General features: G+C 59.3%; 21 protein-coding genes and 4 tRNA genes. 5 read left to right on the forward strand and 20 right to left on the reverse strand.

Annotated elements, in window-relative coordinates; genetic code table 11:
• Positions 1 to 4: 4 nt before the first annotated feature.
• The 3 genes from ATY02_RS22115 to ATY02_RS22125 form a co-directional block, all read right to left on the reverse strand.
• Positions 5 to 634 (reverse strand): lytic polysaccharide monooxygenase auxiliary activity family 9 protein, encoded by a 630-nt coding sequence (locus ATY02_RS22115; protein WP_068585735.1) that lies wholly within the window; start codon positions 632 to 634, stop codon positions 5 to 7.
• Between the two features lie 337 nt (positions 635 to 971).
• Positions 972 to 1,322 (reverse strand): hypothetical protein, encoded by a 351-nt coding sequence (locus ATY02_RS22120; RefSeq protein WP_068585732.1) that lies wholly within the window; start codon positions 1,320 to 1,322, stop codon positions 972 to 974.
• 89 nt (positions 1,323 to 1,411) lie between these two features.
• On the reverse strand, positions 1,412 to 1,732 hold the full coding sequence (locus ATY02_RS22125) for a helix-turn-helix domain-containing protein (protein ID WP_053138141.1): 321 nt from the start codon (positions 1,730 to 1,732) through the stop codon (positions 1,412 to 1,414).
• A gap of 276 nt (positions 1,733 to 2,008) precedes the next feature.
• Here ATY02_RS22125 and ATY02_RS22130 point away from each other — a divergent pair, with 276 nt between their 5' ends.
• The 3 genes from ATY02_RS22130 to ATY02_RS22140 all read left to right on the forward strand — a co-directional run bounded on the left by ATY02_RS22130 (position 2,009) and on the right by ATY02_RS22140 (position 5,583).
• Positions 2,009 to 3,142: an RNA ligase RtcB family protein gene (locus tag ATY02_RS22130; RefSeq protein ID WP_068585729.1), complete on the forward strand. Its 1,134-nt coding sequence runs from the start codon at positions 2,009 to 2,011 to the stop codon at positions 3,140 to 3,142.
• Entirely contained in the window at positions 3,142 to 3,759 is a 618-nt protein-coding gene (prfH, locus tag ATY02_RS22135) for a peptide chain release factor H (RefSeq protein ID WP_068585797.1), read from the forward strand. Before ATY02_RS22130 ends, prfH begins: the two co-directional genes overlap by 1 nt.
• A gap of 537 nt (positions 3,760 to 4,296) precedes the next feature.
• Positions 4,297 to 5,583: a Wzz/FepE/Etk N-terminal domain-containing protein gene (locus ATY02_RS22140; protein ID WP_068585726.1), complete on the forward strand. Its 1,287-nt coding sequence runs from the start codon at positions 4,297 to 4,299 to the stop codon at positions 5,581 to 5,583.
• Between the two features lie 1,761 nt (positions 5,584 to 7,344).
• Here ATY02_RS22140 and ATY02_RS22145 read toward each other — a convergent pair.
• Positions 7,345 to 7,421: transfer RNA gene (locus ATY02_RS22145), tRNA-Val, on the reverse strand.
• 187 nt (positions 7,422 to 7,608) lie between these two features.
• Between ATY02_RS22145 and ATY02_RS22150 the strand changes: the two genes are divergently transcribed.
• Entirely contained in the window at positions 7,609 to 8,892 is a 1,284-nt protein-coding gene (locus ATY02_RS22150; protein WP_068585722.1) for an NAD(P)/FAD-dependent oxidoreductase, read from the forward strand.
• Positions 8,893 to 9,057: 165 nt separating this feature from the next.
• Here the strand turns inward: ATY02_RS22150 and ATY02_RS22155 are convergent.
• The 12 genes from ATY02_RS22155 to truA form a co-directional block, all read right to left on the reverse strand.
• Positions 9,058 to 9,134: transfer RNA gene (locus ATY02_RS22155), tRNA-Asp, on the reverse strand.
• Between the two features lie 98 nt (positions 9,135 to 9,232).
• Positions 9,233 to 9,309: transfer RNA gene (locus ATY02_RS22160), tRNA-Asp, on the reverse strand.
• Positions 9,310 to 9,368: 59 nt separating this feature from the next.
• Positions 9,369 to 9,444 (reverse strand) — tRNA-Val (locus ATY02_RS22165).
• Between the two features lie 167 nt (positions 9,445 to 9,611).
• A complete protein-coding gene (locus ATY02_RS22170) occupies positions 9,612 to 10,388 on the reverse strand; it encodes an SDR family oxidoreductase (protein WP_068585831.1) in 777 nt (258 codons plus the stop codon).
• The gene (locus ATY02_RS22175) at positions 10,385 to 11,596 is read right to left on the reverse strand and encodes an O-succinylhomoserine sulfhydrylase (protein ID WP_068585828.1); all 1,212 of its coding nucleotides are present in this window, start codon (positions 11,594 to 11,596) and stop codon (positions 10,385 to 10,387) included. The genes ATY02_RS22170 and ATY02_RS22175 overlap by 4 nt, the downstream gene beginning before the upstream one ends.
• Before the next feature lie 36 nt (positions 11,597 to 11,632).
• Positions 11,633 to 13,138 (reverse strand): amidophosphoribosyltransferase, encoded by a 1,506-nt coding sequence (gene purF, locus ATY02_RS22180; RefSeq protein ID WP_068585825.1) that lies wholly within the window; start codon positions 13,136 to 13,138, stop codon positions 11,633 to 11,635.
• A 41-nt stretch (positions 13,139 to 13,179) separates the two neighbouring features.
• A complete protein-coding gene (locus tag ATY02_RS22185) occupies positions 13,180 to 13,737 on the reverse strand; it encodes a CvpA family protein (RefSeq protein ID WP_068585822.1) in 558 nt (185 codons plus the stop codon).
• A 98-nt stretch (positions 13,738 to 13,835) separates the two neighbouring features.
• The gene (locus tag ATY02_RS22190) at positions 13,836 to 14,492 is read right to left on the reverse strand and encodes an SPOR domain-containing protein (protein ID WP_068585819.1); all 657 of its coding nucleotides are present in this window, start codon (positions 14,490 to 14,492) and stop codon (positions 13,836 to 13,838) included.
• Positions 14,476 to 15,783 (reverse strand): bifunctional tetrahydrofolate synthase/dihydrofolate synthase, encoded by a 1,308-nt coding sequence (gene folC, locus ATY02_RS22195; RefSeq protein WP_068585816.1) that lies wholly within the window; start codon positions 15,781 to 15,783, stop codon positions 14,476 to 14,478. Before folC ends, ATY02_RS22190 begins: the two co-directional genes overlap by 17 nt.
• Entirely contained in the window at positions 15,780 to 16,700 is a 921-nt protein-coding gene (accD, locus tag ATY02_RS22200) for an acetyl-CoA carboxylase, carboxyltransferase subunit beta (protein WP_068585812.1), read from the reverse strand. The genes folC and accD overlap by 4 nt, the downstream gene beginning before the upstream one ends.
• A 259-nt stretch (positions 16,701 to 16,959) precedes the next feature.
• On the reverse strand, positions 16,960 to 17,592 hold the full coding sequence (locus ATY02_RS22205; protein ID WP_068585809.1) for a phosphoribosylanthranilate isomerase: 633 nt from the start codon (positions 17,590 to 17,592) through the stop codon (positions 16,960 to 16,962).
• Positions 17,593 to 17,655: 63 nt separating this feature from the next.
• Complete coding sequence (gene truA / locus ATY02_RS22210; protein ID WP_068585806.1) at positions 17,656 to 18,480, reverse strand: tRNA pseudouridine(38-40) synthase TruA; 825 nt, start codon at positions 18,478 to 18,480, stop codon at positions 17,656 to 17,658.
• Between the two features lie 217 nt (positions 18,481 to 18,697).
• On the opposite strand from truA, the gene ATY02_RS22215 reads away from it, so the two are divergent.
• The gene (locus ATY02_RS22215; protein WP_068585803.1) at positions 18,698 to 19,357 is read left to right on the forward strand and encodes a M24 family metallopeptidase; all 660 of its coding nucleotides are present in this window, start codon (positions 18,698 to 18,700) and stop codon (positions 19,355 to 19,357) included.
• Between the two features lie 69 nt (positions 19,358 to 19,426).
• On the opposite strand, the gene ATY02_RS22220 is transcribed toward ATY02_RS22215, so the two are convergent.
• From ATY02_RS22220 to leuB, 4 genes are all read right to left on the reverse strand, one after another.
• Positions 19,427 to 22,060, reverse strand: a complete 2,634-nt coding sequence (locus ATY02_RS22220) for a FimV/HubP family polar landmark protein (RefSeq protein ID WP_068595551.1) — start codon at positions 22,058 to 22,060, stop codon at positions 19,427 to 19,429.
• A gap of 204 nt (positions 22,061 to 22,264) precedes the next feature.
• Complete coding sequence (locus ATY02_RS22225) at positions 22,265 to 23,275, reverse strand: aspartate-semialdehyde dehydrogenase (protein ID WP_068586262.1); 1,011 nt, start codon at positions 23,273 to 23,275, stop codon at positions 22,265 to 22,267.
• Positions 23,276 to 23,417: 142 nt separating this feature from the next.
• Positions 23,418 to 24,530 (reverse strand): aspartate-semialdehyde dehydrogenase, encoded by a 1,113-nt coding sequence (asd, locus tag ATY02_RS22230; protein WP_068586258.1) that lies wholly within the window; start codon positions 24,528 to 24,530, stop codon positions 23,418 to 23,420.
• A 54-nt stretch (positions 24,531 to 24,584) separates the two neighbouring features.
• Positions 24,585 to 25,667 carry a 3-isopropylmalate dehydrogenase gene (gene leuB, locus ATY02_RS22235; RefSeq protein WP_053138888.1) on the reverse strand — a complete coding sequence of 361 codons (1,083 nt, stop codon included), beginning with the start codon at positions 25,665 to 25,667 and terminating at the stop codon, positions 24,585 to 24,587.
• Positions 25,668 to 25,685: the final 18 nt, after the last annotated feature.

Below are 25,685 nucleotides of genomic sequence, written 5' to 3' on the forward strand. Positions count from 1 at the left end.
CAACTTACTTGAAGTCCAGATCGAAGGCCTGATAGAAAGCGTTACCGGTATTGGCAACAATCCAGGCCAGAACTACAACATGGTGCCCCTTCTTGTTCTTGGGCAGCACGACTTCATGTTCGGTCTTGGCTTTCAATTCCGGGCCATGGGCGTGATACGGAACTTGAGTATAGAAGTCCTGATAAAAAGCCTTGGGCTCAAGTTGCGCACGGCTGATCCGTTGTTTCGGATCCCAGCCATCTTTGGTGATGAACCAGCTATAACCACGGGTAACGTGTGGAGCGCTGTAAACCCACTGCACCCGGAATACTTGCCCAGGCTCCACGTTCACCAGCGGCCAGCTGAATGGACGATTGAGTTTCTTCGACATTTCTTCGTCGGTGAAGTTGACGCAATCACGCGCATCAGTCTTGCCACCGCTGAGGATATGGCCATCCGCGGGCGGTGCGACACTGGGTTCGTCGCTACCGTAAGGGGCAGGAAACGGTCCGGCGCCCAGGGCTGGCAAGTTTTTTCCGCCTTCCATTTCGTTGACCTGCCAGGTGCCCAGGAGACCCAGATCCACCGCCACCGAACCGCGGCTGGAAGGAGATACGACACGACCATGTTTAAGTTGAGTTTGTGGCTTATTCATTTCTTTCACTCCATTGATTAATTAAAACTCGCTCTTGGCGAGCACTTTTAACTTAGCGCACTTTTTTCGATTTTTTTCATGCCCTCAGCAAGTAACCACTTCGACCAATTTGCAAAAAACAGCGCAAAGCCCATTAAACCCTGGACTTCCTTATTTGCACTGACAATTTGAAGAGTCAATGTATTACACGCTTTTCTGGAGCAAAAATGACTTTTCCCCGGTTTATTCCAGAGAAGAACTTGAAACCAAGCCTGAAAAATCAAAGTTCCAAAAACGACAAAACCCGGCCAGGGCCGGGTTTGCAGGAAACGCGCTGAAGGCTTACGCCAGGGGGGAACTACAAGCAGGTGGCCAAAGCCGCCAATCGACGCTTGGAAACAAAGTTGTCTTCGACGGCGTAGAAACGGATAGCGGTTGCCGCCCCTTCGGCCTTGATATCCACGAAAGATTCGGCGGACCGGGTATACACCGTGTAGCCACCGCCCTTGCCCGACTCCAGATAGGCGGCGGCGTCAACGCCGAATACAGCCTCATCCTGCCAGGCGAACTGCACGCACTGCGCCACTAACTGATCGGCCTTGGCCGAACTCAAGGTTTTGGCGGGGGCCTTGGCCCGCGCATCATCCATGGTGGAGCTTGCACAGCCGGCCAACAGAGCCGCCACCGTTACCGCCATCAAAACCCGCATGCTGCCTCCTGGTCGCGTAAAAACGCGAGAGTATCGCTCAGGCGCTGGAAAAAAGCCGTCCAGGGGCGAGAAAAAACCCGCGCCGGGATTCAACATTCGGCCAGGGACGACGCCAACTGAGCTATAGCCTCCTGGTCGTCATCACCAAGATGACGGTAGTTCTGGATGATGCTGCTTTCATCGGCGCTCAGGCTGCCCTCGGGCAGGCGTGAAGGCTCGCCGGTCAATACGTAGAGCAGGTCGACCCCATGGCGTCCGATCGCCATCAGGTAATCCGACTTGGGCACCCGCTCACCGCTCTCATAGCGCCCCTGGGCATTGGCCTCGACCCCACCGATAGCCCCGAATTCCTGCTGGGAAAGCCCCAGCGCCTTGCGCTGTTCTTTCAAGCGCTCACCGAAGGTCTGCATAACCATCCTCATTCGACAAGGTGATGGTTGTTACGACCGCGACCATTGGCGAAGGTGCCCATTGTGTAAAATGGCCCATTGCCAGCCATCGGACAAACGATTAACCTTCGCGCCCCTTCCCACACTTTTGACAAGGAGACTCATCATGGAACAGCTGATCACCCCTTGCAGGACGTGCCTGGTTTAAACGCTGCATCCGCTATTCGTTAGCGCCTTCGCTTAATCCCGCTTCGTCCTGCCATTACCTGAATATTTTTTTCCAATCAGGAATTGGACATGGACACTTGCATCCGTCATTTGTCGAACGGCGTCTCTCTGATCGCGTCCGACACCACCTGGATCGAAGACAAAGCGCTCCAGCAACTGCACACCACCGCCCAACTGCCCGGCATGCGCCAGGTCGTCGGCATGCCTGACTTGCATCCCGGCCGGGGCTACCCGGTAGGCGCGGCATTTTTCTCCACCCAGGTGATCTACCCAGCCCTGGTGGGCAACGACATCGGCTGCGGCATGGCGCTGTGGCAAACCGATATTTCCAGCATTCGCCCGAACCTCGACAAGCTGGAAAAGAAGATCGGCAACATCGACCTTCCGCTGGATGAGCAGTGGGATGAAGAACGTGAGCAACTGGGCCTGCCGGTGACCGGCCACGAGCACTCCCTAGGCACCATTGGGGGTGGCAACCACTTCGCCGAGCTGCAACAGCTCGACCAGGTGTACGACACCGAGGCCCTGCAAGCGCTGGAGTTAAATCCCAAGGCCCTGCTCCTGCTGGTGCACAGCGGCTCCCGAGGCCTGGGGGAAGCCATCCTGCGCCGCCACGTGGACCAGCACGGGCATCAGCCCCTGGAGGTCGACAGCGTCGCCGGCGCCCAGTATCTGCAGCAACACAATGAGGCCTTGCGCTTCGCCGAGGCCAATCGCCGGTTGATCGCCGAGCGGCTGCTTTGCAACCTGCGGGCCAAGGGACATGCCGTACTGGACATCAACCACAACCTGGTATCGCCGGCCAACGTCGAAGGAATCAGTGGCTGGCTGCATCGCAAAGGGGCCACGCCTTCGGACGTGGGACCGGTGGTCATCCCGGGCTCTCGGGGCGACTACAGCTACCTGGTGCAACCCGTCCCGGCCACCGCCAGCCTCTATTCCCTGGCCCACGGGGCTGGACGCAAATGGCTGCGCAGCGACTGCAAGGGCCGCCTGGATGCGCGCTTCAGCTTCGAACAGCTCAAGCGCACCCAACTGGGCAGCCGGGTGATCTGCGAAGACCGCGGCTTGATGTACGAGGAGGCCCCCGAAGCCTACAAGAGCATCGACAGCGTAGTGGGCAGCCTGCGTGATGCCGGGCTGGTGAAGATCATCGCCCGACTCAAGCCGGTACTGACCTACAAGCGCCGGGGGTGCTGCTGATGTTGTTGCTACAACTATCCTCGGCCCAAGGACCGGTCGAATGCGAAATTGCAGTCACCAAAGCCTTGCGCCAACTGTACCGCGAGGCCGAAACCCTGGGCGTTCGCATCAGCATCGTGGAACAGATTGCCGGCCATGGCGGCAACCACTGCAAGTCGGTCCTGACCAGCCTCGACGGCGAGCAGGCCGAGGAGCTGGCCCAGCGCTGGACCGGCACCCTGCTCTGGAGCTGCAAGAGCCCTTCGCGGCCCGGCCACAAGCGCAAGAACTGGTATTTCGCCGGCCAGCTGTTCAGCCCGCCCCAGGGCGCCCAGGAGAGCGAGATCCGCTTCGAAGCCATGCGCGCCTCAGGTCCCGGCGGCCAGCATGTGAACACCACGGACTCCGCCGTGCGTGCCACACACCTGGCTACCGGTATCAGCGTGAAGGTGCAATCCGAGCGCAGCCAGCATGACAACAAACGCCTGGCGCGCTTGTTGATCCAGCAGCGCCTGGAAGCCCGGCAACAGCAAGACCAGGAACAACTGCGCCAGGATCGCCGCTACGCCCACCACCAAGTAGAACGCGGTAATCCGGTGCGCACCTTCAGTGGCATGACCTTTACCTCCCAGGAGTAAGCTCCTCACACGGGGGGGTTGCTTGGTGGCCAACTCCCCGCCCTCCAACAGAGAGGCTGCGGACGTGCCGAAGGATGCTTGGCAGCGATCATAAAAGCAGCTGCGCCGCTCCATCAGCCCACGATTGGGCACACCAGGAAAAACATGGTCTATGCTGGACTGTGAATACTCCTGGCACCAGTTATTTATGCTGTCTGGAGTCAATATCTGCTAGCTCGACCTCCTTACGAGAACAAGATGACTTCTGACTTTTATCGAAAAAATAAATACTTGCATGAATTTTATTTTCAAATTAATTTAGCAACCTGCCAGAATTATGCTCACCAGACTCAGTCAGCCTTTTACTCAATAAAAAGCTAAACTTTAGGCTGTTTTGAACAACATTTGAGACTTCACCAATCTGGGCGCGCATGAAAAATGTGAGAACTCTCATGAACGGACAAAGCTTGCTGCTGTCTAACGAGCTCATCAGGCATCAGAGTCATTCACAATAGTATTTTTAGTCTATCAAGAAATAAGGCACATACTTTTTTGAACATGCACTCCCAGCCTCATCTACAAACTTCTACAGAAGAAATTGATTTGCTCGAATTATTCAGCTCAATCTGGCGACAGCGCACGACTGCAATCAGCGTCACCCTTCTAGCTGGATTAATCGGTACCAGCTATGCGTTTTTAGCACCTCGCGAGTACCAGGTCAGCAGCGTACTACGACCCGCCGCGATTAACGAACTCGACGCACTGAACCGCTCAGAAATTTATACGCTACCACCGGCAGAAGCACTAAATAAAGTAGGCGCAAGAATAGACTCCTATGACGCCCGATTAAGCTTCTTCAGAGCCAACCCGGGATTATTCGAAGCCTTCAAAAAACCGGGGCAAAGTTTGGAACAAGGATTTGAGGAGTTCAACAATAACTCTCTTAGCCTCGTAATCCCAGACCCCAAGAAAGTCGATCTCAGCAGCTACATACAGTTAAACATGCAGTACCCTGAGGGCACCAATGGCACCGCAATCCTGAATGGTCTTGTTGACCATGCTATAGGATTAGAGCGAGCACAAATTGCCGCCGACCTGAAAGTTATCATCAACAACCGCCTAACAGAACTTCAAGGCAAGATTGATGTCGCTCGCTCAAACTATGAAATCGACAAGGAATGGAGAATTGCCAAGTTACTGGAGGCCGATAAGATAAAACGAGCCCAGCTGCAAGATGAATTAGCTGGCCTACGACTCCAGATGAACAAAGTTCGCGCTAATAGAATCGCAGAACTGGGCGAAGCCATCTCCATAGCAAAGTCAATGGGAATCAGGACCCCCACTACCCCATCCAGCATGGCTACCGCCGACAGCAGGCCAAATCAGGTCATGCGAACAGAAGTCAACAACCAAGCCATCCCGCTGTACTTCATGGGAACCGAAGCGCTTGAAGCAGAGCGCAATACACTGCAGAAGCGTAAAAATGATGACTTCACCAACGAGCGCGTAGCTGAAATTGCCAAAGAGTTGAAACTGCTGGAAGCCAACCGAGAAGTCGAAACGATGAACAAGCGCGTAAACGAAGATATATTCCTGCAGAATATAGAAACCCTACGCGCCGAAAAGACCAGATTGAGCAATCTGAACATCGACATGAGCACACTGAAACTAGTGACCATAGACCGCCGCGCACTACAGCCTCGAGCGCCAGCAAAACCCAAGAAAGCACTCATAATAACCCTTAGCCTTACTGGCGGCCTTATGTTGGGCATGCTTGCTGCACTGACTCGCAATACTATCCAGTCCCGCCGAAGAGCAGCACTTAGCAAACCCACCCACCAATGATGCCCACCTCATCAAGATAGAGAAGCAAATACCTGGCGATCCGGAGCCCCTCCCCTCCGGATGCCAGATATCTATTTACCCCCTAGAGCAACCACCATTCAATTTCAGGCTTTTAGCTGTCAACTAAACCCCCGGACACGACGTTAAGTTTTTCTCGACTGGGCTGGCGGACGCCTGCTCATCATATAATTGATGGAGTCAAACCTAGCTCTACCGATGCATCAAGTAATGACCAATGTATTGGGGTATCTCTTGAACCGCCATATAGCCCGCGACTGATATCTATTCAGCCTTCAAACTGCGATACACACCAATAGCTCAACGACTACTCGCGCCTTGATGCCCGCGAGAATGGCAAAGCAGCTGACAACAGCCATGCTGCAAGCCCTGACGCGAGTGAAATAACACCCCGCGCCTGAGGCAGGCCTCGCCGCTCGCTACCACACCCTGCGCCTTGATACATCCGACTTGCTCGACAGCACTCAGCCTGGGCAACGGAGGACGATGGAAAGCGCCCCAAGCATTTCAATGCTCTTCTATACCATGGCTGCAATGGCGCACCTCCCCCGATCGCCCGAGCGACGCCAATTCCTTCATGAACGACAAGGAGCGCGACGCCCTGAACGGCGATGACGGCGCCCGCTCTCGCATCAACACCTTGGACTTCGACCACTGTCGTAATCATCAACATCTCCCTTCCTGGAAAAAGCAATCAAACTGACCAGGCTCGCCACCCCAACATTCGCTGACGCGATCGTCGCCAACGACGCAACACTGGCGGTCCCTACTAGCGCTCGACTACTTATCGTGAGCAACCTTCTGACGCGCTCGAAGAGAAATGCCTGCCGGATCAGGCAGCACCCCTCCCGGAACAAATAAAGTTCAAGCTCGAACGCTAATGGCAGGATCCAGGACGGGGGGAGCAGACTTTCTCACGTGCTGCTGCCAAGGGATTGGCCGAACACAACAATACAGAGCTCACGCCGGCTAAGCGGGAAGTAGAGAAAAAGCATCGACGCCATACGCTCAACGGACAAGATTGATTATTGAGGCCGCGCCCACGTCAACCTGGCAGAAGCGTGCTATACGCCCGCCCCGGCCAGCCTTTAGCGTCGGTACAACACAGTGTCCCGCTAAAGCCAGCTGTCGATATAGAGAAAAATACACCTACCGCCTCACCAGAAAAGACACTGGATGATGAACAACCTGCGCACCTAAAAATCACTACAGACGCTGCGCAGGGCGGTCGGGAAACGCTTGAGGTCGCCACTGGCGTCGCCACGCGGCACTACAGGCCAAAGGCTCACAGCCTTGGAACGATCGATGTCAAGAATCATTGGACATCAGCTACACACGACCCCATCACCTGAAAGCTCAGCAAGACCTGGAACGCTGTGTACGCCCATGAGCGCGCTCCAGCCAACGAGCCCAACTCTTCATGAGATCTGTGCCTAGGAGCATTGCTGCACAAGCAACAAAATCTACCCCAGGAATATGCTCAGACTCTCACAGGACACGCGGACGAGAAAATGACAACGCACTATCAAGTGGGGCACAGCGAAAAGAAGATCGAGCACCTGGAGGCGTGCGCCGAGCTGGCGTTCTGAGATGGGAGTCTTGCAAAAGTTTTGCAGAAGCTTTGCAGAAGCTTTGCAGAAGCTTTGCAGAAGCTTTGCAGAAGCTTTGAAAACCGCAGACAACAAAAAAGGGCTCACCTTTCGGTGAACCCTTTTTAGACCGCCCAGCAGAGCGGATTTTGTTTGGTAGGCGCGATTGGACTCGAACCAACGACCCCCACCATGTCAAGGTGGTGCTCTAACCAACTGAGCTACGTGCCTGCTGTGAGGCGGCATTCTACGGAATTCCGGAGGGGTGTCAACACCTTTTTTTCAGCTAAGCCTATGAATATGCGAATTTTTTAATTCCCGAGGGGTGAAGAAGTTTTTCGCCTGCTCTGGCAGCCCATTTGCAACTCAGGTAGCATCGCCGCACTCGTAAAATATATTAAACACAAGAGGTCGCAGGATGGCGCACATTCCATACCCACAGTCCTATTACGCCGCTTCAGCCAACGCCGCCCCGGAACGCCCCCAACTGCAAGGCGAGATGGAAACCGACGTCTGCGTGATCGGTGCGGGTTACACCGGCCTGTCCAGCGCCCTCTTCCTCCTGGAGAACGGCTTTCGCGTCACGGTACTGGAGGCCGCCAGGGTCGGCTTCGGCGCTTCCGGGCGCAACGGCGGACAGATCGTCAACAGCTACAGCCGCGACATCGATGTGATCGAGCGCAGCGTCGCCCCCAAGCAAGCGCAACTGCTGGGGCAGATGGCGTTCGAGGGGGGCAAGATCATTCGCGAACGCATCGCCAAGCACAAGATCCAGTGCGACCTGAAAGACGGCGGCGTGTTCGCAGCCCTGACTGGCAAGCAGATGGCTCACCTGGAGTCACAGAAGCGCCTGTGGGAGCGTTACGGCCACACTCAACTGGAACTGCTGGATGAGCGCCGGATTCGCGAAGTCGTGGCCAGTGACCAGTACCAGGGCGGCATGCTCGATATGAGCGGCGGCCACATCCATCCGCTGAACCTGGCTTTGGGCGAAGCGGCCGCCGTCGAGTCCCTGGGCGGCATCATCCACGAACAATCCCCTGCCGTGCGCATCGAGCGTGGAGCCTCTCCCGTGGTGCACACCCCCCAGGGCAGGGTCCGCGCCAAGTTCGTGATCGTTGCTGGCAATGCCTACCTGGGCAACCTGATTCCGGAGCTCGCAGCCAAGTCCATGCCTTGCGGCACCCAGGTGGTCACCACCGAGCCCCTGGGCGACGAACTGGCAGCCAGCCTGCTGCCTCAGGACTATTGCGTCGAGGACTGCAATTACCTGCTCGATTACTATCGCCTCTCCGGCGACAAGCGCCTGATCTTCGGCGGCGGCGTGGTGTATGGCGCCCGGGACCCAGCGAACATCGAGGCGATCATCCGCCCGAAGATGCTCAAGTCCTTCCCGCAGCTCAAGGATGTGAAGATCGACTATGCCTGGACCGGCAACTTCCTGCTGACCCTCTCGCGCCTGCCGCAAGTTGGTCGCCTGGGAGACAACATCTACTACTCCCAGGGCTGCAGCGGCCATGGCGTGACCTATACCCACCTGGCCGGCAAGGTCCTGGCAGAGGCCCTGAGAGGCCAGGCAGAGCGCTTTGACGCCTTCGCCAACCTGCCTCACTACCCCTTCCCTGGCGGGCACGCACTACGCGTCCCATTCAGCGCCCTGGGAGCCTGGTACTACAGCCTGCGGGACAAGCTCGGTTTCTGACGAGGCTGTTCTTCACCCACAAAAAAACCGCCAGCCAGGCGGTTTTTTTGTGGGCAAACCATAACGATAGAAACTACAGAGGCGAAAAACAAAAACCCCGGTCTTGCGACCAGGGTCTTTGCTGTTTCGTTGCATCAAGGCGTTCAGTGGTCCTTGAGGCATATATGGCGCAGCGGACGGGACTCGAACCCGCGACCCCCGGCGTGACAGGCCGGTATTCTAACCGACTGAACTACCGCTGCGTATCGCTTGGACTTACATCCAGGTGAAACTTTTAAATCATCTGACCGAGACCCTAAGGTTTTCGATCTCAAACCAGGCGAACCTGATCTGGAAAATATGGCGCAGCGGACGGGACTCGAACCCGCGACCCCCGGCGTGACAGGCCGGTATTCTAACCGACTGAACTACCGCTGCGCGTCGGTTGGAGGCTTCCTTGGAAGCTTCCGCCTTTCTTTCGAAAGGTACTCAGGAAGTGGTGGGTGATGACGGGATCGAACCGCCGACCCTCTGCTTGTAAGGCAGATGCTCTCCCGGCTGAGCTAATCACCCTTTGCTTCGCTGAGGCCGCGAAATTTACGCACGTATCGAAGCTAAGTCAATAGCAGGATTGAAGTTTTTTCAAAAAACAACTTCAAGCACCAAGCTGCATGCCCAAGGAAAAACGCGAACGGTGCGCCAAGGCATCACCGCTCCAACCTGCTTACCTGCAGAAAACTTCAGCCCTGGTAAATCATCTTCTTGGACATACCACCGTCCACCACGAATTCCTGGCCGGTGACGAACCCTGAATTACGCGACAACAGCCAAGCCACCATCGCCGCCACATCCTCCACGGTCCCGACCCTACCAGCCGGGTGCTGGGCATGATCGGCCTCCGACAATGGCTCCAGGCGCCGCACTGCTGGATCACGGGCATCGATCCAGCCCGGGCTCACCGCATTGACACGGATCTCAGGCCCCAGGCTGACAGCCAAGGCATGGGTCAAGGCCAGCAAGCCGCCCTTGCTCGCCGCGTAGGCCTCGCAATCCGACTCGGATTGACGGGCACGGGTGGAAGCCAGGTTGACGATCACACCACCATGGGCTCGAAGATAAGGCGCACAGTGCTTGGCCAGCAGCATCGGCCCGCCAAGATTCACCGCCAACACGCGATTCCAATGCCCCAGGTCCAGGCTTTCCAGGGTCATGTTGTGCGGATCAGCCATAGCGGCATTACACACCAGGGCATCCAGGCGCCCGAAACGCCCCAAAACCTCGGCAACCCCCTCGGCCACCTGCTCTTCGTCGGCGACATCCATGGCAATGAACAAGGCATTTTCGCCCAGTACCTGTGCCACTTTTGGACCGCGCTCTCGATCAAGATCGGCAAGGACCACCTGCCAGCCATCACACAGCAGCCAGGTCGCGATACCCAGGCCAATCCCACGGGCCGCACCGGTAACCAGTGCGACGCGACCGTTGCCGCCCCCCTGGGGTGCTGACAACTCGATCACAAGGCAGCCAGGCCGCGAGCCAGGTCGGCCTGCAGGTCGGCAACGTCTTCCAGGCCAACGGCAATACGGATCAAGCTATCGCGAATGCCCGCAGCCTCACGCTCCTGAGGCGCCAGGCGCCCATGGGAAGTAGTACTCGGATGGGTAATGGTGGTCTTGCTATCACCCAGGTTGGCGGTGATGGAGACCAAGCGAGTAGCATCGATGAAGCGCCACGCCCCCTCCTTGCCTCCCTTGACCTCGAAGCTCACCACGGCACCGAAACCGCGCTGCTGGCGCTTGGCCAATTCATGCTGCGGATGACTGGCAAGCCCTGCGTAATGCACTTTCTCCACGCCAGGCTGCTGCTCCAGCCACTGCGCCAGGGCCAAGGCATTGGCACAATGGGCACGCATACGCAAACTGAGAGTCTCCAACCCCTTGAGAAAGACCCAAGCATTGAAGGGACTCAGGGTCGGCCCTGCCGTACGCAGAAAACCCACCACCTCTTTCATCTGTTCACTGCGACCAGCGACAACACCGCCCATGCAGCGGCCCTGGCCGTCGATGAACTTCGTAGCCGAATGCACCACCACATCAGCCCCAAGCATCAAGGGTTGCTGCAACGCAGGCGTGCAGAAACAGTTGTCCACCACCAGCATCGCCCCCTTGGCGTGGGCCACCTCGGCGAGCGCGGCGATATCCACCAGTTCAGCCAGCGGATTGGATGGCGACTCGACGAACAACAATTTGGTATTGCTCTTGATCGCCGCATCCCAGCCAGACAGGTCTGCCAAAGGCACGTAGTCGACCTGCACACCAAAGCGCTTGAAGTACTTTTCGAACAGACTGATGGTGGAGCCGAACACGCTGCGCGAGACCAGTACATGGTCACCAGCGCTGCACAGGCTCATGACCACGGAAAGAATGGCAGCCATGCCAGTGGCCGTAGCCACGGCCTGCTCGGCCCCCTCGAGGGCCGCGATGCGCTCCTCGAAAGAACGCACGGTGGGATTGGTATAGCGCGAATAGACGTTGCCTGGCACCTCGCCCGCGAAGCGCGCGGCCGCGTCGGCGGCCGTACGGAACACATAGCTGGAGGTGAAGAACATCGGGTCACCATGCTCGCTCTCCGGCGAGCGGTGCTGGCCGGCACGCACCGCCAGGGTATCGAACGCTACACCTTCAAGGTCGCTGTCGAGCCGACCCGCATCCCAATCCTGACTCATGCCACCTACTCCTAATCTCTTCGTGAATACTCTGGATCAGTTGTTGTACAGATCGATGATCGCACTGACTGCCTGGGTCTTGGCTTTCGAGGCATCGTTGCGGGCGTTCTCGATCTTGTTCAGATACGCCTCGTCGACATCGCCGGTGACGTACTTGCCATCGAAGACCGCGCAATCGAAGTTCTCGATTTTGATCTTGCCACCACCGACAGCCTCGATCAGGTCCGGCAGGTCCTGGTAGATCAGCCAGTCGGCACCGATCAGGTCGGCCACGTCCTGGGTGGAACGATTGTGGGCGATCAGCTCGTGGGCGCTCGGCATGTCGATACCGTACACGTTCGGATAACGCACGGCTGGGGCCGCGGAGCAGAAGTAGACGTTCTTCGCGCCAGCCTCACGGGCCATCTGGATAATCTGCTTGCAGGTGGTGCCACGCACGATGGAGTCGTCCACCAGCATCACGTTCTTGCCGCGGAACTCCAGCTCGATGGCATTGAGCTTCTGGCGTACGGACTTCTTGCGCGCCGCCTGGCCCGGCATGATGAAGGTCCGGCCGATGTAGCGATTCTTCACAAAACCTTCGCGGAACTTGACCCCCAGGTGGTTGGCCAATTCCAGGGCCGCGGTGCGGCTGGTATCCGGGATCGGGATTACCACGTCGATGTCATGCTCGGGGCGCTCGCGCAGGATCTTCTCGGCCAGCTTCTCGCCCATGCGCAGGCGCGCCTTGTAGACCGAGACGCCGTCGATGATCGAATCAGGACGAGCCAGGTACACGTGCTCGAAGATGCACGGGGTGAGCTGCGGGTTGGTGGCGCACTGGCGAGTGTAGAGCTTGCCTTCCTCGGTGATGTAGACCGCCTCGCCCGGCGCCAGATCGCGGATCAGGGTGAAGCCCAGCACATCCAGGGACACGCTTTCGGAGGCGATCATGTACTCCACGCCTTCATCGGTATGGCGCTGGCCGAACACGATCGGACGGATGCCATGGGGGTCGCGAAAGCCAACGATGCCGTAGCCGGTGATCATTGCCACCACCGCATAACCACCCACGCAGCGGTTGTGCACATCGGTCACCGCGGCAAACACATCTTCCTCGGTGGGCTGCAGCTTGCCGCGCTGGGCCAGCTCGTGAGCGAACACGTTGAGCAGCACCTCAGAGTCGGAGCTGGTGTTGACATGGCGAAGATCGGACTCGTAGATCTCCTTGGCCAACTGCTCGACATTGGTCAGGTTGCCGTTGTGCGCCAAGGTGATGCCGTAGGGCGAGTTGACATAGAACGGCTGGGCCTCGGCAGAGGTAGAGCTGCCTGCGGTCGGGTAACGCACATGACCAATGCCCATGTGACCAACCAGGCGCTGCATGTGCCGTTGCTGGAACACATCACGGACCAGGCCATTGTCCTTGCGCAGGAACAGCCGGCCATCATGACTGGTCACGATACCGGCAGCGTCCTGGCCGCGGTGCTGGAGGACGGTTAGCGCGTCATACAGCGCCTGATTGACGTTCGACTTACCGACGATACCGACGATGCCACACATGCGACGCAACCCCTACTTAATGAAACTGAACTGAACCCATCTTACTGAGGCGTTTTGGCCGGTAAGAGGTGTTCCTTGAACGGTATTTCAGCGGGTACGCTGATACCGCTGGCCAGCCACTGACTGCTCCAACCCAGGATCAGGTTCTTGGACCAGTCTGCAACCAATAGAAATTGTGGCACCAGCCGAGACTGTTGCCACCAGGAATCCTGTTGTACCGGCCCGAGACTCAGAAGCCCGACCGCAACAACCACCAGCAACGCGCCACGGGCCGCGCCGAAGGCCATGCCCAGGAATCGATCGGTACCGGAAAGACCAGTGACGCGAATCAATTCGCCGATGAGATAATTGACCATTGCGCCCACCAGCAAGGTGGCGACAAACATGATTGCGCAGCCCGCGATCACGCGAGCCGAAGGAGTTTCGATATAGGCGCCGAGGTACTCGGACAGTGAGCCACCGAACATCCAGGCGACGACTCCTGCGATGATCCAGGTGAGCAACGACAAGGCTTCTTTGACGAAACCGCGGCTCAAGCTGATCAAAGCGGAAATAGCGATTATCGCAACAATCGCCCAGTCGACCCAGGTAAATGGCACAGTGCAGCCTACAGACAGATAAGGCGGCGCATTTTAACAGAGCGCTTGGCTGTCGGTAAGCTGCGATTCACTATGCTTTCAAAATCAGGCAGATAGCCTCAACCACGCTCGGGCTGGAAACGCACCACGAACCCCTTGAGGTTCTGCTGACGTCCCAATAGGTCACGCAGGCGATCAGCCTCGGCCCGCTCGATCAATGGCCCGACGAATACCCGGTTCTTGCCCTCGGCAGAGCGGATATAAGCGTTATAACCCTGGCTACGCAGGGTTTTCTGCAGGTTTTCTGCACCCTCCCGGCTCGACAGGCTGGCCAACTGAATCGACCAACTGACGGACAAGCCATTGGCATCGACCCGACTTTGAGTGGTGTCGGGCTTGGCTGCTACCACCGGCTGCGCAGGTGCAGGCGCGGGGGTCGGAGCAGGTTTCGGCGCGGGCACTGGCTTGCTCGCCACCGGAGCTGGTGCAACTACCGGTGCACTCGGTGCGATTGGCGTAGAGGGCGCCGGCTGCTGTACCGCCACCTCATCGGCGGGGACCGAACCTTCAGGCAGCGGCTGCGGCTGCGGAACCACCACCGGCTCGACCTGGACTTGAGGCATGGCCGAAGGCTGTGGCGCGGCTGGCGCCTCGACCACGACATGACGCTGCTCGTCCTCTCGCGAGAACAGCATTGGCAGGAAGATCACTGCCAATGCCACCAGCACCAGGGCCCCAACCATGCGCTGCTTGTAGACGTTATCCAACATAGCCATGTGCAGCTTCCTCCGTGGAGCGCCGGGCAAGCCACTCGAGCGCCTCGGCAACACAATAAAAAGACCCGAACAACAAGATTTCGTCACCGGCATCGGCCTGCGCACATTGCGCCTCCAACGCTGCAGCCACGCTGGCATAAGACGCCACCGTGGCCCCAAGGTTCTCTAGCGCAGCCTGCAGATCAGCCACCGGACGGGCTCGCGGCGAATCCAGAGGGGCCACGGCCCAGTGCTGGACCGACGACGCCAAGCACTCGATCACACCCGACAGGTCCTTGTCGGCCAGCAAGCCGAACACCGCCAACCGCCTGCCAGCCACTGGCCGACGAGCCAGGCGCTCGGCCAAGTACTGCGCAGCGTGTGGGTTATGCCCAACATCCAGCAGCAAATCGACGGACTTCCCTTGCCACTGCACACGGCGGCGATCCAGGCGCCCGGTCACTCGGGTCTGCTGCAAAGCAACGCCAATCCGCTCCGGCGACCAAGGCAACCCCGTCAGCAGATAGGCCTGCAAAGCCAAGGCTGCGTTTTCCATGGGCAAGTCCAGCAACGGCAAGTCCTGCAACTCCACCTGGTTGCCCTGAGCGTCCAGGCCCCGCCATTGCCAATGGGTATCCGTCAGGCCCAGGTCGAAATCGCGCCCCCGGAGAAAGAACGGGCAACCCAGCTCCCGAGCCTTATCCAACAACGGCTGCGGTGGATTCAAGTCACCACACAAGGCCGGTGCACCAGCACGGAAGATCCCCGCCTTCTCAAAAGCCACCGACTCCCGAGTGTCTCCAAGGTATTCCACATGGTCGACGCCAATGCTTGTTACCAGGGCGATGTCGGCATCCACCAGGTTCACCGCATCCAGGCGCCCACCCAGACCGACCTCCAGCACCACCGCATCCAGGGACGCATTCTGGAACAACCAGAACGCCGCCAGGGTCCCCATCTCGAAATAGGTCAGGGAGATATCGCCGCGCCCAGCTTCCACCGCAGCAAAGGCTTCGCACAGCTGCTCATCGCTAGCCTCGACGCCATTGATCTGCACCCGCTCGTTGTAACGCAGCAGGTGCGGCGAGCTGTAGACCCCCACCTGCAAGCCCTGGGCCCGCAACAAAGAGGCGATAAAAGCGCAGGTGGAGCCCTTGCCGTTGGTACCGGTGACAGTGATCACCCGGGGCGCCGGCTTGCCCAACCCCATGCGGGATACTACCTGCTGCGAGCGCCCAAGCCCCATGTCGATGGCCGAAGGGTGCAACTGCTCGAGGTAGGCGAGCCAATCGCCCAGGGTGCGCTGGGTCATAGGTTTGCAGGAGCCGGTGGAACCACGATCGGCTCGACAGGCACCGCCACGAACTCAGGCGTCGGCAACCCCATCAGCTGGGCCAACAAACTGCCCAGACGCGGACGCAGGTCCTGGCGGGAAATGATCATGTCGATCGCGCCATGCTCCAGCAGGAACTCACTGCGCTGGAAGCCTTCAGGCAGCTTCTCGCGCACGGTCTGCTCAATCACTCGAGGGCCGGCGAAACCCACCAGCGCCTTGGGCTCGGCGACGATCACATCGCCCAGCATCGCCAGGCTGGCAGACACACCGCCATAGACCGGATCGGTCAGCACGGAAATGAAGGGAATCCCCTCTTCACGCAGGCGAGCCAGCACGGCCGAAGTCTTGGCCATCTGCATCAAGGAGATCAGCGCCTCCTGCATCCGCGCGCCACCGGAGGCGGAGAAGCACACCATTGGGCAGCGATTTTCCAGGGCATAGTTGGCCGCTCGCACGAAGCGCTCACCGACGATAGCGCCCATGGAGCCACCCATGAAGGAGAACTCGAAAGCAGAAACCACCACCGGCATGCCCAGCAAGGTACCGCTCACGGAGACCAGGGCGTCTTTCTCGCCGGTCTGCTTTTGCGCCGCACTCAGGCGGTCCTTGTACTTCTTGCCGTCGCGAAACTTCAAGCGATCGACCGGCTCCAGGTCAGCGCCCAGCTCGGTACGCCCCTCGACATCAAGGAAGATATCGATGCGCGCACGCGCGCCAATCCGCATGTGGTGGTTGCACTTGGGGCAAACGTCCAGGGTCTTTTCCAGCTCTGGACGATAGAGCACAGCCTCGCAGGATGGGCACTTGTGCCAAAGGCCTTCGGGCACCGAGCTTTTCTTCACCTCGGAGCGCATGATCGAAGGGATCAGTTTGTCTACTAACCAGTTGCTCATGCTTTCTTTCTCCAGTACCGGCGGCCCGAACGCTCTGGTTCAAGGCCCCGCGTATGCCCTTGAGCTAAATTCATGTGTACGGCGACGATCGATTCGCTACCGCGGTCAGCACCTGGCTCGACCTGCTCGCAGCGAACTTTTCCTCAACCATCCCGGCAACCTGCAATAGAGCGGTTGCCACTCGATTCCGACCCCGCCCGAAGGCAGGGCCTACCTGTTTTGTACAGTGGAGTTATGGACGGCGGCAGACTGCCAGCCGTCACATCGGCTCACTGTTGTGACGCACTGCCTGCAAGAACGCCTGGATCTTTGCGTGATCCTTGATCCCCTTGCTCCGTTCCACCCCTCCACTGACGTCCACCGCATAAGGACGGACCTGGGCGATCGCCGACGCAACATTCTGGGCCGACAGGCCGCCAGCAAGGATGATCGGCTTGCTCAACCCCTGAGGAACCAGAGACCAGTCGAAGGCCTCGCCGGTTCCACCCGGGACGCCCTCGACATAGGTATCCAGCAGAATGCCACTGGCACGCGGATAAGCCAGGCAGGCCGCGGCGATGTCGTCACCGGCCTTGACCCGCAGAGCCTTGATGTAAGGACGGTGATAACCTTCGCAATCGGCTGCCGACTCATCGCCGTGGAACTGCAAGAGATCCAGCGGCACGGCATCGAGGATTTCCCCCAGCTCACAACGACTGGCATTGACGAACAGCCCGACAGTGGTCACGAAAGGTGGCAAGGCGCCGATGATCACCCGGGCCTGTTGCACGCTCACCGCTCTCGGGCTCTTGGCATAGAACACCAGCCCTATGGCGTCAGCCCCTGCCGCCACGGCTGCCAGCGCATCCTCTATGCGGGTAATCCCACAAATTTTGCTGCGAACGGCTGGCATATCGTTTGAACCCCTGGGCTAAACCGAGAAAGTTTCGGATGGTAGCAAATGCTTTTCCAAGCGTCAGCCGTCAAGTTCCGGGAACCCGCTGAGGAAGTGTGGCCCTATGTATCGCTCTGGCAACTGGAACTCCTCGTTGTATTCGACCTGCACCAGATACAGGCCAAATGGGTGGGCCGTAACGCCACCAGCGCGTCGAGCCCGGCTCTCCAGCACCTCCCTCGCCCACTCCACCGGGCGCTCCCCGGCCCCGATAGTCATCAAGACCCCAGCAATGTTGCGCACCATATGATGAAGAAACGCACTGGCACGAATATCCAGCACGATCATCTTGCCGTGCCGGATAACACGCAGGTGGTGAATCTCCTTGATCGGCGATTTCGCCTGGCACTGGCCAGCGCGAAACGCACTGAAATCATGGGTACCCACCAGGAATGCCGCTGCCTCGGCCATCCGCTCGATATCCAGCGGGCGATGATTCCAGGTGACTTCCTCATTCAGGTGAGCCGGGCGGATCTGGTCGTTGTAGATCACATAGCGGTAGCGCCGGGCAATCGCCTTGAATCGCGCATGAAAGTGCGCCGGCATTTCCTGGGCCCAGGCGACACTGATGTCATGGGGCAAGTTGATATTGGCCCCCATGACCCAGGCCTTCATTGGGCGAATGGCCTGGGTATCGAAATGCACCACCTGCCCACAGGCATGCACACCGGCATCGGTACGCCCCGCACAAGACAGAAGGATGGGGGAATCCGCCACCCGGGACAGGGCTTTCTCCAGGGTTTCCTGGACACTGGCCACACCCGAAGACTGGCGCTGCCAGCCGTGGTAGCGCGACCCCTTGTATTCAACACCCAGAGCGATTCGAGAAAAGCCTGCGGCGGCCATTTCGGCAGCCGCGTTATCAATATTTGCCAAGAATTTACAGCCTGCTGATGTACGCAAAGGCGCACATTATACGGGCAGCGGAAACAGACGCCATGCGCCACCGGGGTTTAGTTGGCGATCCCCCCAAGACAGAAGATTGCGCCGGCCATCGAGCAGGCGTTATATATGAATATATATAGCGATTAATAATAAACACACCCTGATCGAGACCCGAACAATGAACACGAGCAATAAAGAGGCCGTCGGCCTGGCCTACAGCCTGGAAGGCATGCTCCATGCCAAACGCATGACCTGGGAAGCGGTCGCACAGATGGCCAAGCGCATCCAGCCAGGCATGCTCGAGTCGGCTGCCAGGGAAATGGGCCTCGAAGTCCTGCAGAACCTGGGCATGGAGCGCATATGGCACCCGCTACTGATCCGCTTCGGTAGCAACACGCTGAAAACCTTCAAGCAACGTTCCGAAGGCGATCCACAACTGGGCGAAAACGATCTGTTCTTCATCGATCTAGGGGTCGTCTGGGATCGCCACGAAGGCGACTGTGGAGCCACCTTCGTCGTGGGTGACGATGCCGAGATGCACGCCTGCGCCGCTGGCGCCAAAAGCCTGTTCGACCAGGTTTACGATCATTGGAAAACCCATCGGGTAGCCGGCCCAGAACTGTACCGCTATGCCGAGGAACAGGCCCGCGCCGCTGGCTGGGTGCTGAACCTGGAGATCAAGGGCCATCGGGTCAGCGATTTTCCCCATGCGATCTATCGCGCCGGAGACCTGGGTAATTTCGCCGACTGCCCGCAGGTGGGGCTGTGGATTCTGGAAATCCAGATCGCCCACCCTACCCGCCCCTTCGGCGCCTTCTACGAAGACCTGCTGGCCTGATGCCAGGCAGTCGCCACCAACAAAAACGGCAGCCTCATTGGCTGCCGTTCTGTTTTACCCCAGGCCTTATCAGGCCAGGCGAGCAAGCATCTCCTGCGCCTCGCTCTTCTGCCCCTCGCTCCCCTCGCTCAACACCTCGCCCAGGATATCCCGGGCACCGTCGTTGTCGCCCATATCGATGTATGCCTGGGCCAGATCGAGCTTGGTGGCCACCTCATCGCTCCCGGAAAGGAAGTCGAAATCGGCTTCATCAGGTACAGCAGCGGCATCTTCAGCGGTAAAGGTCGGCATTTGTGGCTGGTCGAGGCTCTGGGCGAGCCGATCCAGTTCAGCGTTGACGTCGTCCAGCTCGGAAGCGAAGGCATCCTTGGGCTCGGCGGCATCCATCTCATCAGCCAGGGACAGATCGAAGTCCGCTGACAAATCCAGATCATCCAGCGCCGACTCGGTAACCGTCGGCACATCATCAGCCGGCAGGTCCTTGAGGTCATCCTCAAGACTCATCAGGAACTCATCATCACTTTGACTGGCGGCAGGCAGGTCCGCCCCCAGATCCAGGTCGAAGTCTCCCAGATCATCCAGGCTTTCCTCTGGTACAGCCGGCGCAATCTGCTGTTCGAGCACCGAACCGAAGCTCAGGTCATCATCCAGGGGGAAATCCTCCAGCTCCACGTCCGCCTCTGGCTCTGGCTCTGGCTCTGGCTCTGGCTCTGGCGTCAAGGCTGCTGGCGAAGCGGCTTCCAGATCATCCAGGCTCAAATCGAAATCCGCATCCAGCCCTTCCACCGGAGCAGTCGGTTCAGGAGCCGCTGGCTCGTCCTGCAGCAGCTCCTTGACATACTCGGCGTCCAGCTCGGCTGCGGCTGCCGCCGTAGCCAGCCCTGCGGCCGCAGCTACAGCAACCATTGCCGGAAAGCGGCTCTTGAGCTGCTCGACCTGGGCATGATTATCACCATTGGCAACCAACTGCCGCTCCTGGGTGACGAAGGCGCTGCGGTCGCCCTGGCGAGCATAGACTTCCATGAGTTTCAGACGCAGTTCACTGCGCTGAGGCTCCAGCTTGACCGCCTCCTCAAGGATCGCCGCCGCCTGGTTCAGACGGCCGCCATCGATGTGATTTTGCGCCTGCCCCAACACATCGGTTGCCCGCTCCAGCGGCGCCGCCGGTACTGGCGCAACCACAGGCTCCGGTTTCGGCTCTGGAGCTGGAGCTGGAGCTGGAGCTGGAGCTGGAGCTGGAGCCAGCTTCACGCTAGGCGGCGGAACCTCAAGACCCTCGAAACTCCCCTCGGGCAAATCCATTTCTTGCGCAAAATCGCTTTCCTCGGACAACGCCCGCGCCATGCGCAAGTGCTTTTCTGCTTCCTGCTGAGCCTTGCGACGGCGGGCCAGCAACAGCAACAGCAGCAACAACGCAGCGACCGCTCCACCACCTACCAAACCCAAAAGGATCGGATTGCTCAGCAGATCAGCATATTTGTCTTCATCCGTCTTGGTCGCCTGGGCATCCACCGCCGGGCTCGCAGCCGGCTCACTGACCGGTGCCACCGGAGCGACCGGAGCTGCTGGGACCTCGGGCTTGGCCACCAACTCCGCAGGCATTGGCGGGGCCACTGGCGCTGCAGGCGCGGCAGGTGCCGCACCTTCAGCCTGGAGCTTGGCCAATTGGCTGTTCTTCAGATCGATCAGGCGCTGCAACTTGTCCAACTGGCTTTGCAGATCAGCCATACGATCTTTCAGCTCGGCATTGTCGCGACGGGTCGCGTCCAGGCTTTCCTGGGTCACTGCCAGCTTGTTGTTCAATGCCTTGCTGTCACCTGCGGCACCTTTGCCGCGCGCCTTGCCGGACTCGGCAGAGACCAGGCTCAAGTTGTCCTTGGTGTTGACCTGCTTGGGCAACTTGTCGGTACCGCTACGGCGAGTCGCATCCACTTGCTGCTGGCCACGGGTACCCGCGCGCCGCCCCTGACGCCAGGCAGCATTCTGCGCAGCAACCTCGGCAATGGCCTTGGGCTGCGGCAATGCCGTGCTCTGGACAACGTCAGGCAAGCGCAATACTCGTCCGGTTTTCAGCCGATTGATGTTGCCATCGATAAAGGCGTCCGGGTTCAAGGCCTGGATCGCCAGCATGGTTTGCTGGATGGAAGCACCGTTACGGTTCTTTGCAGCAATCTCCCACAGCGTGTCACGGGCCGAGGTGGTGTATTGCTCCGGCTTGCTGACCTTGTTGGCAGCGGTGACCGGGGCATTGACCGAAGCACCTGCGAGCGGCGCCTGGGCCGCTGCCGCCGCTTGTGGAGAAAACTTCGAAGGATCCAGCAATACGCTGTAGTCGCGCAGCAGGCGACCATTGGGCCACATGACCTGCACCAGGAACTTGACCATCGGCTCCGACAGCGGTTGGCTCGACGTGACGCGCAACACGCTCTTGCCACCGGGGTTGAGGATCGGAGTGAAACTCAGGTCATTGAGAAAGGCTTGGCGATCGACGCCCGCCTTGGCGAACTCTTCCGCCGGGGCCAGGCTCGGCACCACTTCGGCGGCAGTAAGATCCTTGATATCAAGCAGTTCTATTTCTGCTACCAGAGGCTGGTTCAGACTCGACTTCAGGGTCAGTTCCCCAAGCCCAAGCGCCTGCGCCATACCGGAGGACAGCGCCGAGGCGGCCGCTATTGCTAACACCAGTTTGCGAACTTGAACCATAGCCTCATCCTTTGTTTGAACGTTCCTCGGCCAGCGAGAAGGTTTTGTAGCGGCTGCCATCAGGCATTGCGCGGGACCGGGATGGTCACGACGCGCGATTAATTCTTGCATGCCCCGGGAGCACCTGACGGCCACTCACCTCCAGCAACTTGCCAAGCATAGCGCTCAGCTAGATTCATTCTGCAAATTGTTGCCAAGTATCTTTTACAGCAGGTCTTTTATCAACAATTCAGCCAGCTGTACCGCGTTCAAAGCCGCACCTTTGCGGACATTGTCCGAGGTCAACCACAGGTTCAATTGCGCAGGATCATCGACCCCGGTACGAACCCGCCCAACATAGACCACATCCTGGCCCACTGCGTCACCCACGGCCGTCGGATAATCCCCGGCGTCCACCAGCTCCAGGCCCGGGCCAGAATCCAGCGCAGCATTCACTGCGGCCAGATCGACGTCAGCTGCTGACTGCAAAGTCACGCTATAGCTATCGCCAAAAAATACCGGCGCTTGAATGCATGTGACAGAAATCTTCAATAAAGGTAGACCCAGGACCTCACGCAACTCCCTGACCAGGCGTTTTTCCAGCAATGCGTGCCCCTGCGCATCCACCGTGCCTACCTGGGCCAGCAGGTTGAAGGCCACCTGCCGATCGAAGAAGCGCGGCTCCATGGGGCGCACGTTCAGCAGCTCGGCAGTCTGGCGAGCCAGTTCACTGACCGCCTCGCGACCCTGGCTGGAAATCGCCAGGCAAGCCGTCAGGTTGACCTGCTGGATATCCAGCAGCTCCTGCAATGGCGCCAACGCTACTGCCAGCGCCGTGGCCGAAGCACTCGGACTGCTCAATTGCACGGGCTTGCGCAAACCAGCCAGGACCTTGGCATTGGCCTCAGGCACTACGCTGGGCGCCTGGGTCGACGGCAAGGCTCCCGAGAGATCGATCACCGCGCAGTTGGCGGCAGTGGCGCGAGGCGCAAAACTCAGGGTCACCGCCGGACCGGCGGCAAAGAACGCCAGCTGGGCCTTGGCAAAATCGAACTCGTCGACTTCACGCACACGGATGTTCTTGCCACGAAACGGCACCGAATGCCCCGCCGACTCGCTGCTGGCCAGCAGGTACAGGTTGGCGATGGGGAAATCGCGTTCTTCGAGAATCTGCACCAGGGTTTCACCGACTGTGCCGGTGGCGCCGATCACGGCGATATCAAAGGACGGAGTCATGGTGCTACCTCAGGCAAAACGGGGAGCGGCACTTTACCCGGCGGGCGATGACGAGGCAATTCGCCGGCCAGCCGCAGCCGATCAAGGCATAAAAAAACCCGCGCCCAGGATGGGCGCGGGTCGTTTCAAGCCAATCGCGCAATCAGCGCTCCAGCAAGATCCGCAGCATGCGGCGCAGCGGCTCGGCCGCGCCCCACAGCAATTGGTCACCCACGGTGAAGGCACCGAGGAACTGCGACCCCATGTTCAGCTTGCGCAGACGGCCCACCGGAATGTTCAGGGTACCGGTGACCTTGGTCGGGCTCAGCTCCTGCATGCTGATCTCACGCTGGTTCGGCACCAGCTTGACCCAGGGGTTGTGCTGGCTGATCAGCCCTTCGATGTCGGCGATCGGCACATCCTTGTTGAGCTTGATGGTCAGCGCCTGGCTGTGGCAGCGCATGGCGCCGATACGCACGCAGATACCATCCACCGGGATCGGGTTCTTGAAGCGGCCGAGAATCTTGTTGGTCTCGGCTTGGGCCTTCCACTCTTCGCGGCTCTGGCCGTTGGGCAGTTCCTTGTCGATCCACGGAATCAGGCTGCCGGCCAGCGGCACGCCGAAGTTCTCGGTTGGATAGGCATCGCTGCGCATGGCCTCGGCCACCTTGCGGTCGATGTCGAGGATGGCGCTGGCCGGGTTGGCCAGGTCATCGGCGACCGCGGCATGGGTGGCGCCCATCTGCTTGATCAGCTCGCGCATGTTCTGCGCGCCGGCGCCAGAGGCCGCCTGGTAGGTCATGGCGCTCATCCACTCCACCAGGCCGGCTTCGAACAGGCCACCCAGGCCCATCAGCATCAGGCTGACGGTGCAGTTGCCGCCGACGTAGTTCTTGGTCCCGGCGTCCAGTTGCTGGTCGATGACCCTGCGGTTCACCGGATCGAGGATGATCACTGCGTCGTCCTGCATCCGCAGGCTGGAAGCAGCGTCGATCCAGTAGCCCTGCCAGCCGGCTTCGCGCAGTTTGGGGAAGACTTCGCTGGTGTAGTCGCCACCCTGGCAGGTCAGGATCACGTCGAGGGTTTTCAGCTCTTCAATGCTGTAGGCGTCCTTGAGCGGGGCAATATCCTTGCCTACCGACGGACCCTGGCCACCGACATTGGAAGTGGTGAAAAACACCGGTTCAATAAGATCGAAGTCCTGCTCTTCAAGCATCCGCTGCATGAGCACGGAACCGACCATACCGCGCCAACCGATCAGACCTACACGTTTCATCGCAACTACACCTATACAAAAGTGGGCCACTGTCTGTGCAGTGGGCCCGAAAGATTACAGATTCCGCAGCGCCGCGACTACTGCATCGCCCATTTCCTGCGTACCGACCCGAGTGCAGCCGGCCGACCAGATGTCACCGGTGCGCAAGCCCTGGTCCAATACCCGGCTCACGGCCTGCTCGATGGCATCCGCCGCTGCGGTCAGGTTGAAGCTGTAGCGCAGCATCATCGACACCGAGAGGATGGTCGCCAGCGGGTTGGCGATGCCCTGCCCGGCAATGTCCGGCGCCGAACCGTGGCAAGGCTCGTACATGCCCTTGTTGTTGGCGTCCAGGGATGCCGAAGGCAGCATGCCGATGGAACCGGTGAGCATCGAGGCCTCGTCGGAGAGGATATCGCCAAACATGTTGTCGGTGACGATCACGTCGAACTGCTTGGGCGCGCGCACCAGCTGCATGGCCGCGTTGTCGACGTACATGTGGCTGAGCTCGACGTCCGGATAGTCCTTGGCCACCTGCTCGACCACTTCACGCCACAGCTGGCTGGACGCCAGGACGTTGGCCTTGTCCACCGAGCAGAGCTTCTTGCCGCGCACCCGCGCCATGTCGAAGCCGACCCGGGCGATCCGCCGGATTTCGCTCTCGCTGTAGGGCAAGGTGTCGTAGGACTGGCGCTCGCCGTTCTCCAGCTCGCGGGTGCCGCGGGGAGCACCGAAATAGATACCGCCGGTCAGCTCGCGGACGATGAGGATGTCCAGGCCCGAGACGATTTCCGGCTTCAGGCTGGAGGCATCGGCCAGTTGCGGATAGAGGATCGCCGGCCGCAGGTTGCCGAACAGCCCCAATTGCGCGCGGATCTTCAACAGCCCGCGTTCCGGACGAATGTCACGCTCGATCTTGTCCCACTTCGGGCCGCCCACCGCGCCCAGCAGCACCGCATCGGCGGCACGGGCCCGGTCCAGGGTCTCATCGGCCAGGGGCACGCCGTGCTTGTCGATGGCCGCGCCGCCGATCACATCGTGGCTCAGCTCGAAACCCAGGCCGTACTTGTCATTGGCCAACTCCAGGACCTTGACCGCTTCGGCCATGATTTCCGGGCCAATACCGTCACCAGGGAGAATCAGAATCTGCTTGCTCATGCATTCCTCGTTCGTTCT

It is taken from the genome of Pseudomonas sp. BIOMIG1BAC (genome assembly GCF_001705995.2).
GTDB lineage: Bacteria > Pseudomonadota > Gammaproteobacteria > Pseudomonadales > Pseudomonadaceae > Aquipseudomonas > Aquipseudomonas sessilinigenes.

Excerpts from the sequence above, each read along its gene's own strand:
- ATY02_RS22205 (WP_068585809.1), bottom strand. The coding sequence starts at position 17,592 with ATGCCAGCCGTTCGCAGCAAAATTTGTGGGATTACCCGCATAGAGGAT.
- ATY02_RS22130 (WP_068585729.1), top strand. The coding sequence starts at position 2,009 with ATGGACACTTGCATCCGTCATTTGTCGAACGGCGTCTCTCTGATCGCG.
- asd (WP_068586258.1), bottom strand. The coding sequence starts at position 24,530 with ATGAAACGTGTAGGTCTGATCGGTTGGCGCGGTATGGTCGGTTCCGTG.
- prfH (WP_068585797.1), top strand. The coding sequence starts at position 3,142 with ATGTTGTTGCTACAACTATCCTCGGCCCAAGGACCGGTCGAATGCGAA.
- ATY02_RS22140 (WP_068585726.1), top strand. The coding sequence starts at position 4,297 with ATGCACTCCCAGCCTCATCTACAAACTTCTACAGAAGAAATTGATTTG.
- truA (WP_068585806.1), bottom strand. The coding sequence starts at position 18,480 with ATGGCCGCCGCAGGCTTTTCTCGAATCGCTCTGGGTGTTGAATACAAG.
- ATY02_RS22115 (WP_068585735.1), bottom strand. The coding sequence starts at position 634 with ATGAATAAGCCACAAACTCAACTTAAACATGGTCGTGTCGTATCTCCT.
- ATY02_RS22120 (WP_068585732.1), bottom strand. The coding sequence starts at position 1,322 with ATGCGGGTTTTGATGGCGGTAACGGTGGCGGCTCTGTTGGCCGGCTGT.
- purF (WP_068585825.1), bottom strand. The coding sequence starts at position 13,138 with ATGTGTGGCATCGTCGGTATCGTCGGTAAGTCGAACGTCAATCAGGCG.
- ATY02_RS22190 (WP_068585819.1), bottom strand. The coding sequence starts at position 14,492 with ATGGCTATGTTGGATAACGTCTACAAGCAGCGCATGGTTGGGGCCCTG.
- ATY02_RS22225 (WP_068586262.1), bottom strand. The coding sequence starts at position 23,275 with ATGACTCCGTCCTTTGATATCGCCGTGATCGGCGCCACCGGCACAGTC.
- folC (WP_068585816.1), bottom strand. The coding sequence starts at position 15,783 with ATGACCCAGCGCACCCTGGGCGATTGGCTCGCCTACCTCGAGCAGTTG.
- ATY02_RS22175 (WP_068585828.1), bottom strand. The coding sequence starts at position 11,596 with ATGAGTCAGGATTGGGATGCGGGTCGGCTCGACAGCGACCTTGAAGGT.
- ATY02_RS22150 (WP_068585722.1), top strand. The coding sequence starts at position 7,609 with ATGGCGCACATTCCATACCCACAGTCCTATTACGCCGCTTCAGCCAAC.
- ATY02_RS22215 (WP_068585803.1), top strand. The coding sequence starts at position 18,698 with ATGAACACGAGCAATAAAGAGGCCGTCGGCCTGGCCTACAGCCTGGAA.
- leuB (WP_053138888.1), bottom strand. The coding sequence starts at position 25,667 with ATGAGCAAGCAGATTCTGATTCTCCCTGGTGACGGTATTGGCCCGGAA.
- accD (WP_068585812.1), bottom strand. The coding sequence starts at position 16,700 with ATGAGCAACTGGTTAGTAGACAAACTGATCCCTTCGATCATGCGCTCC.
- ATY02_RS22125 (WP_053138141.1), bottom strand. The coding sequence starts at position 1,732 with ATGCAGACCTTCGGTGAGCGCTTGAAAGAACAGCGCAAGGCGCTGGGG.
- ATY02_RS22220 (WP_068595551.1), bottom strand. The coding sequence starts at position 22,060 with ATGGTTCAAGTTCGCAAACTGGTGTTAGCAATAGCGGCCGCCTCGGCG.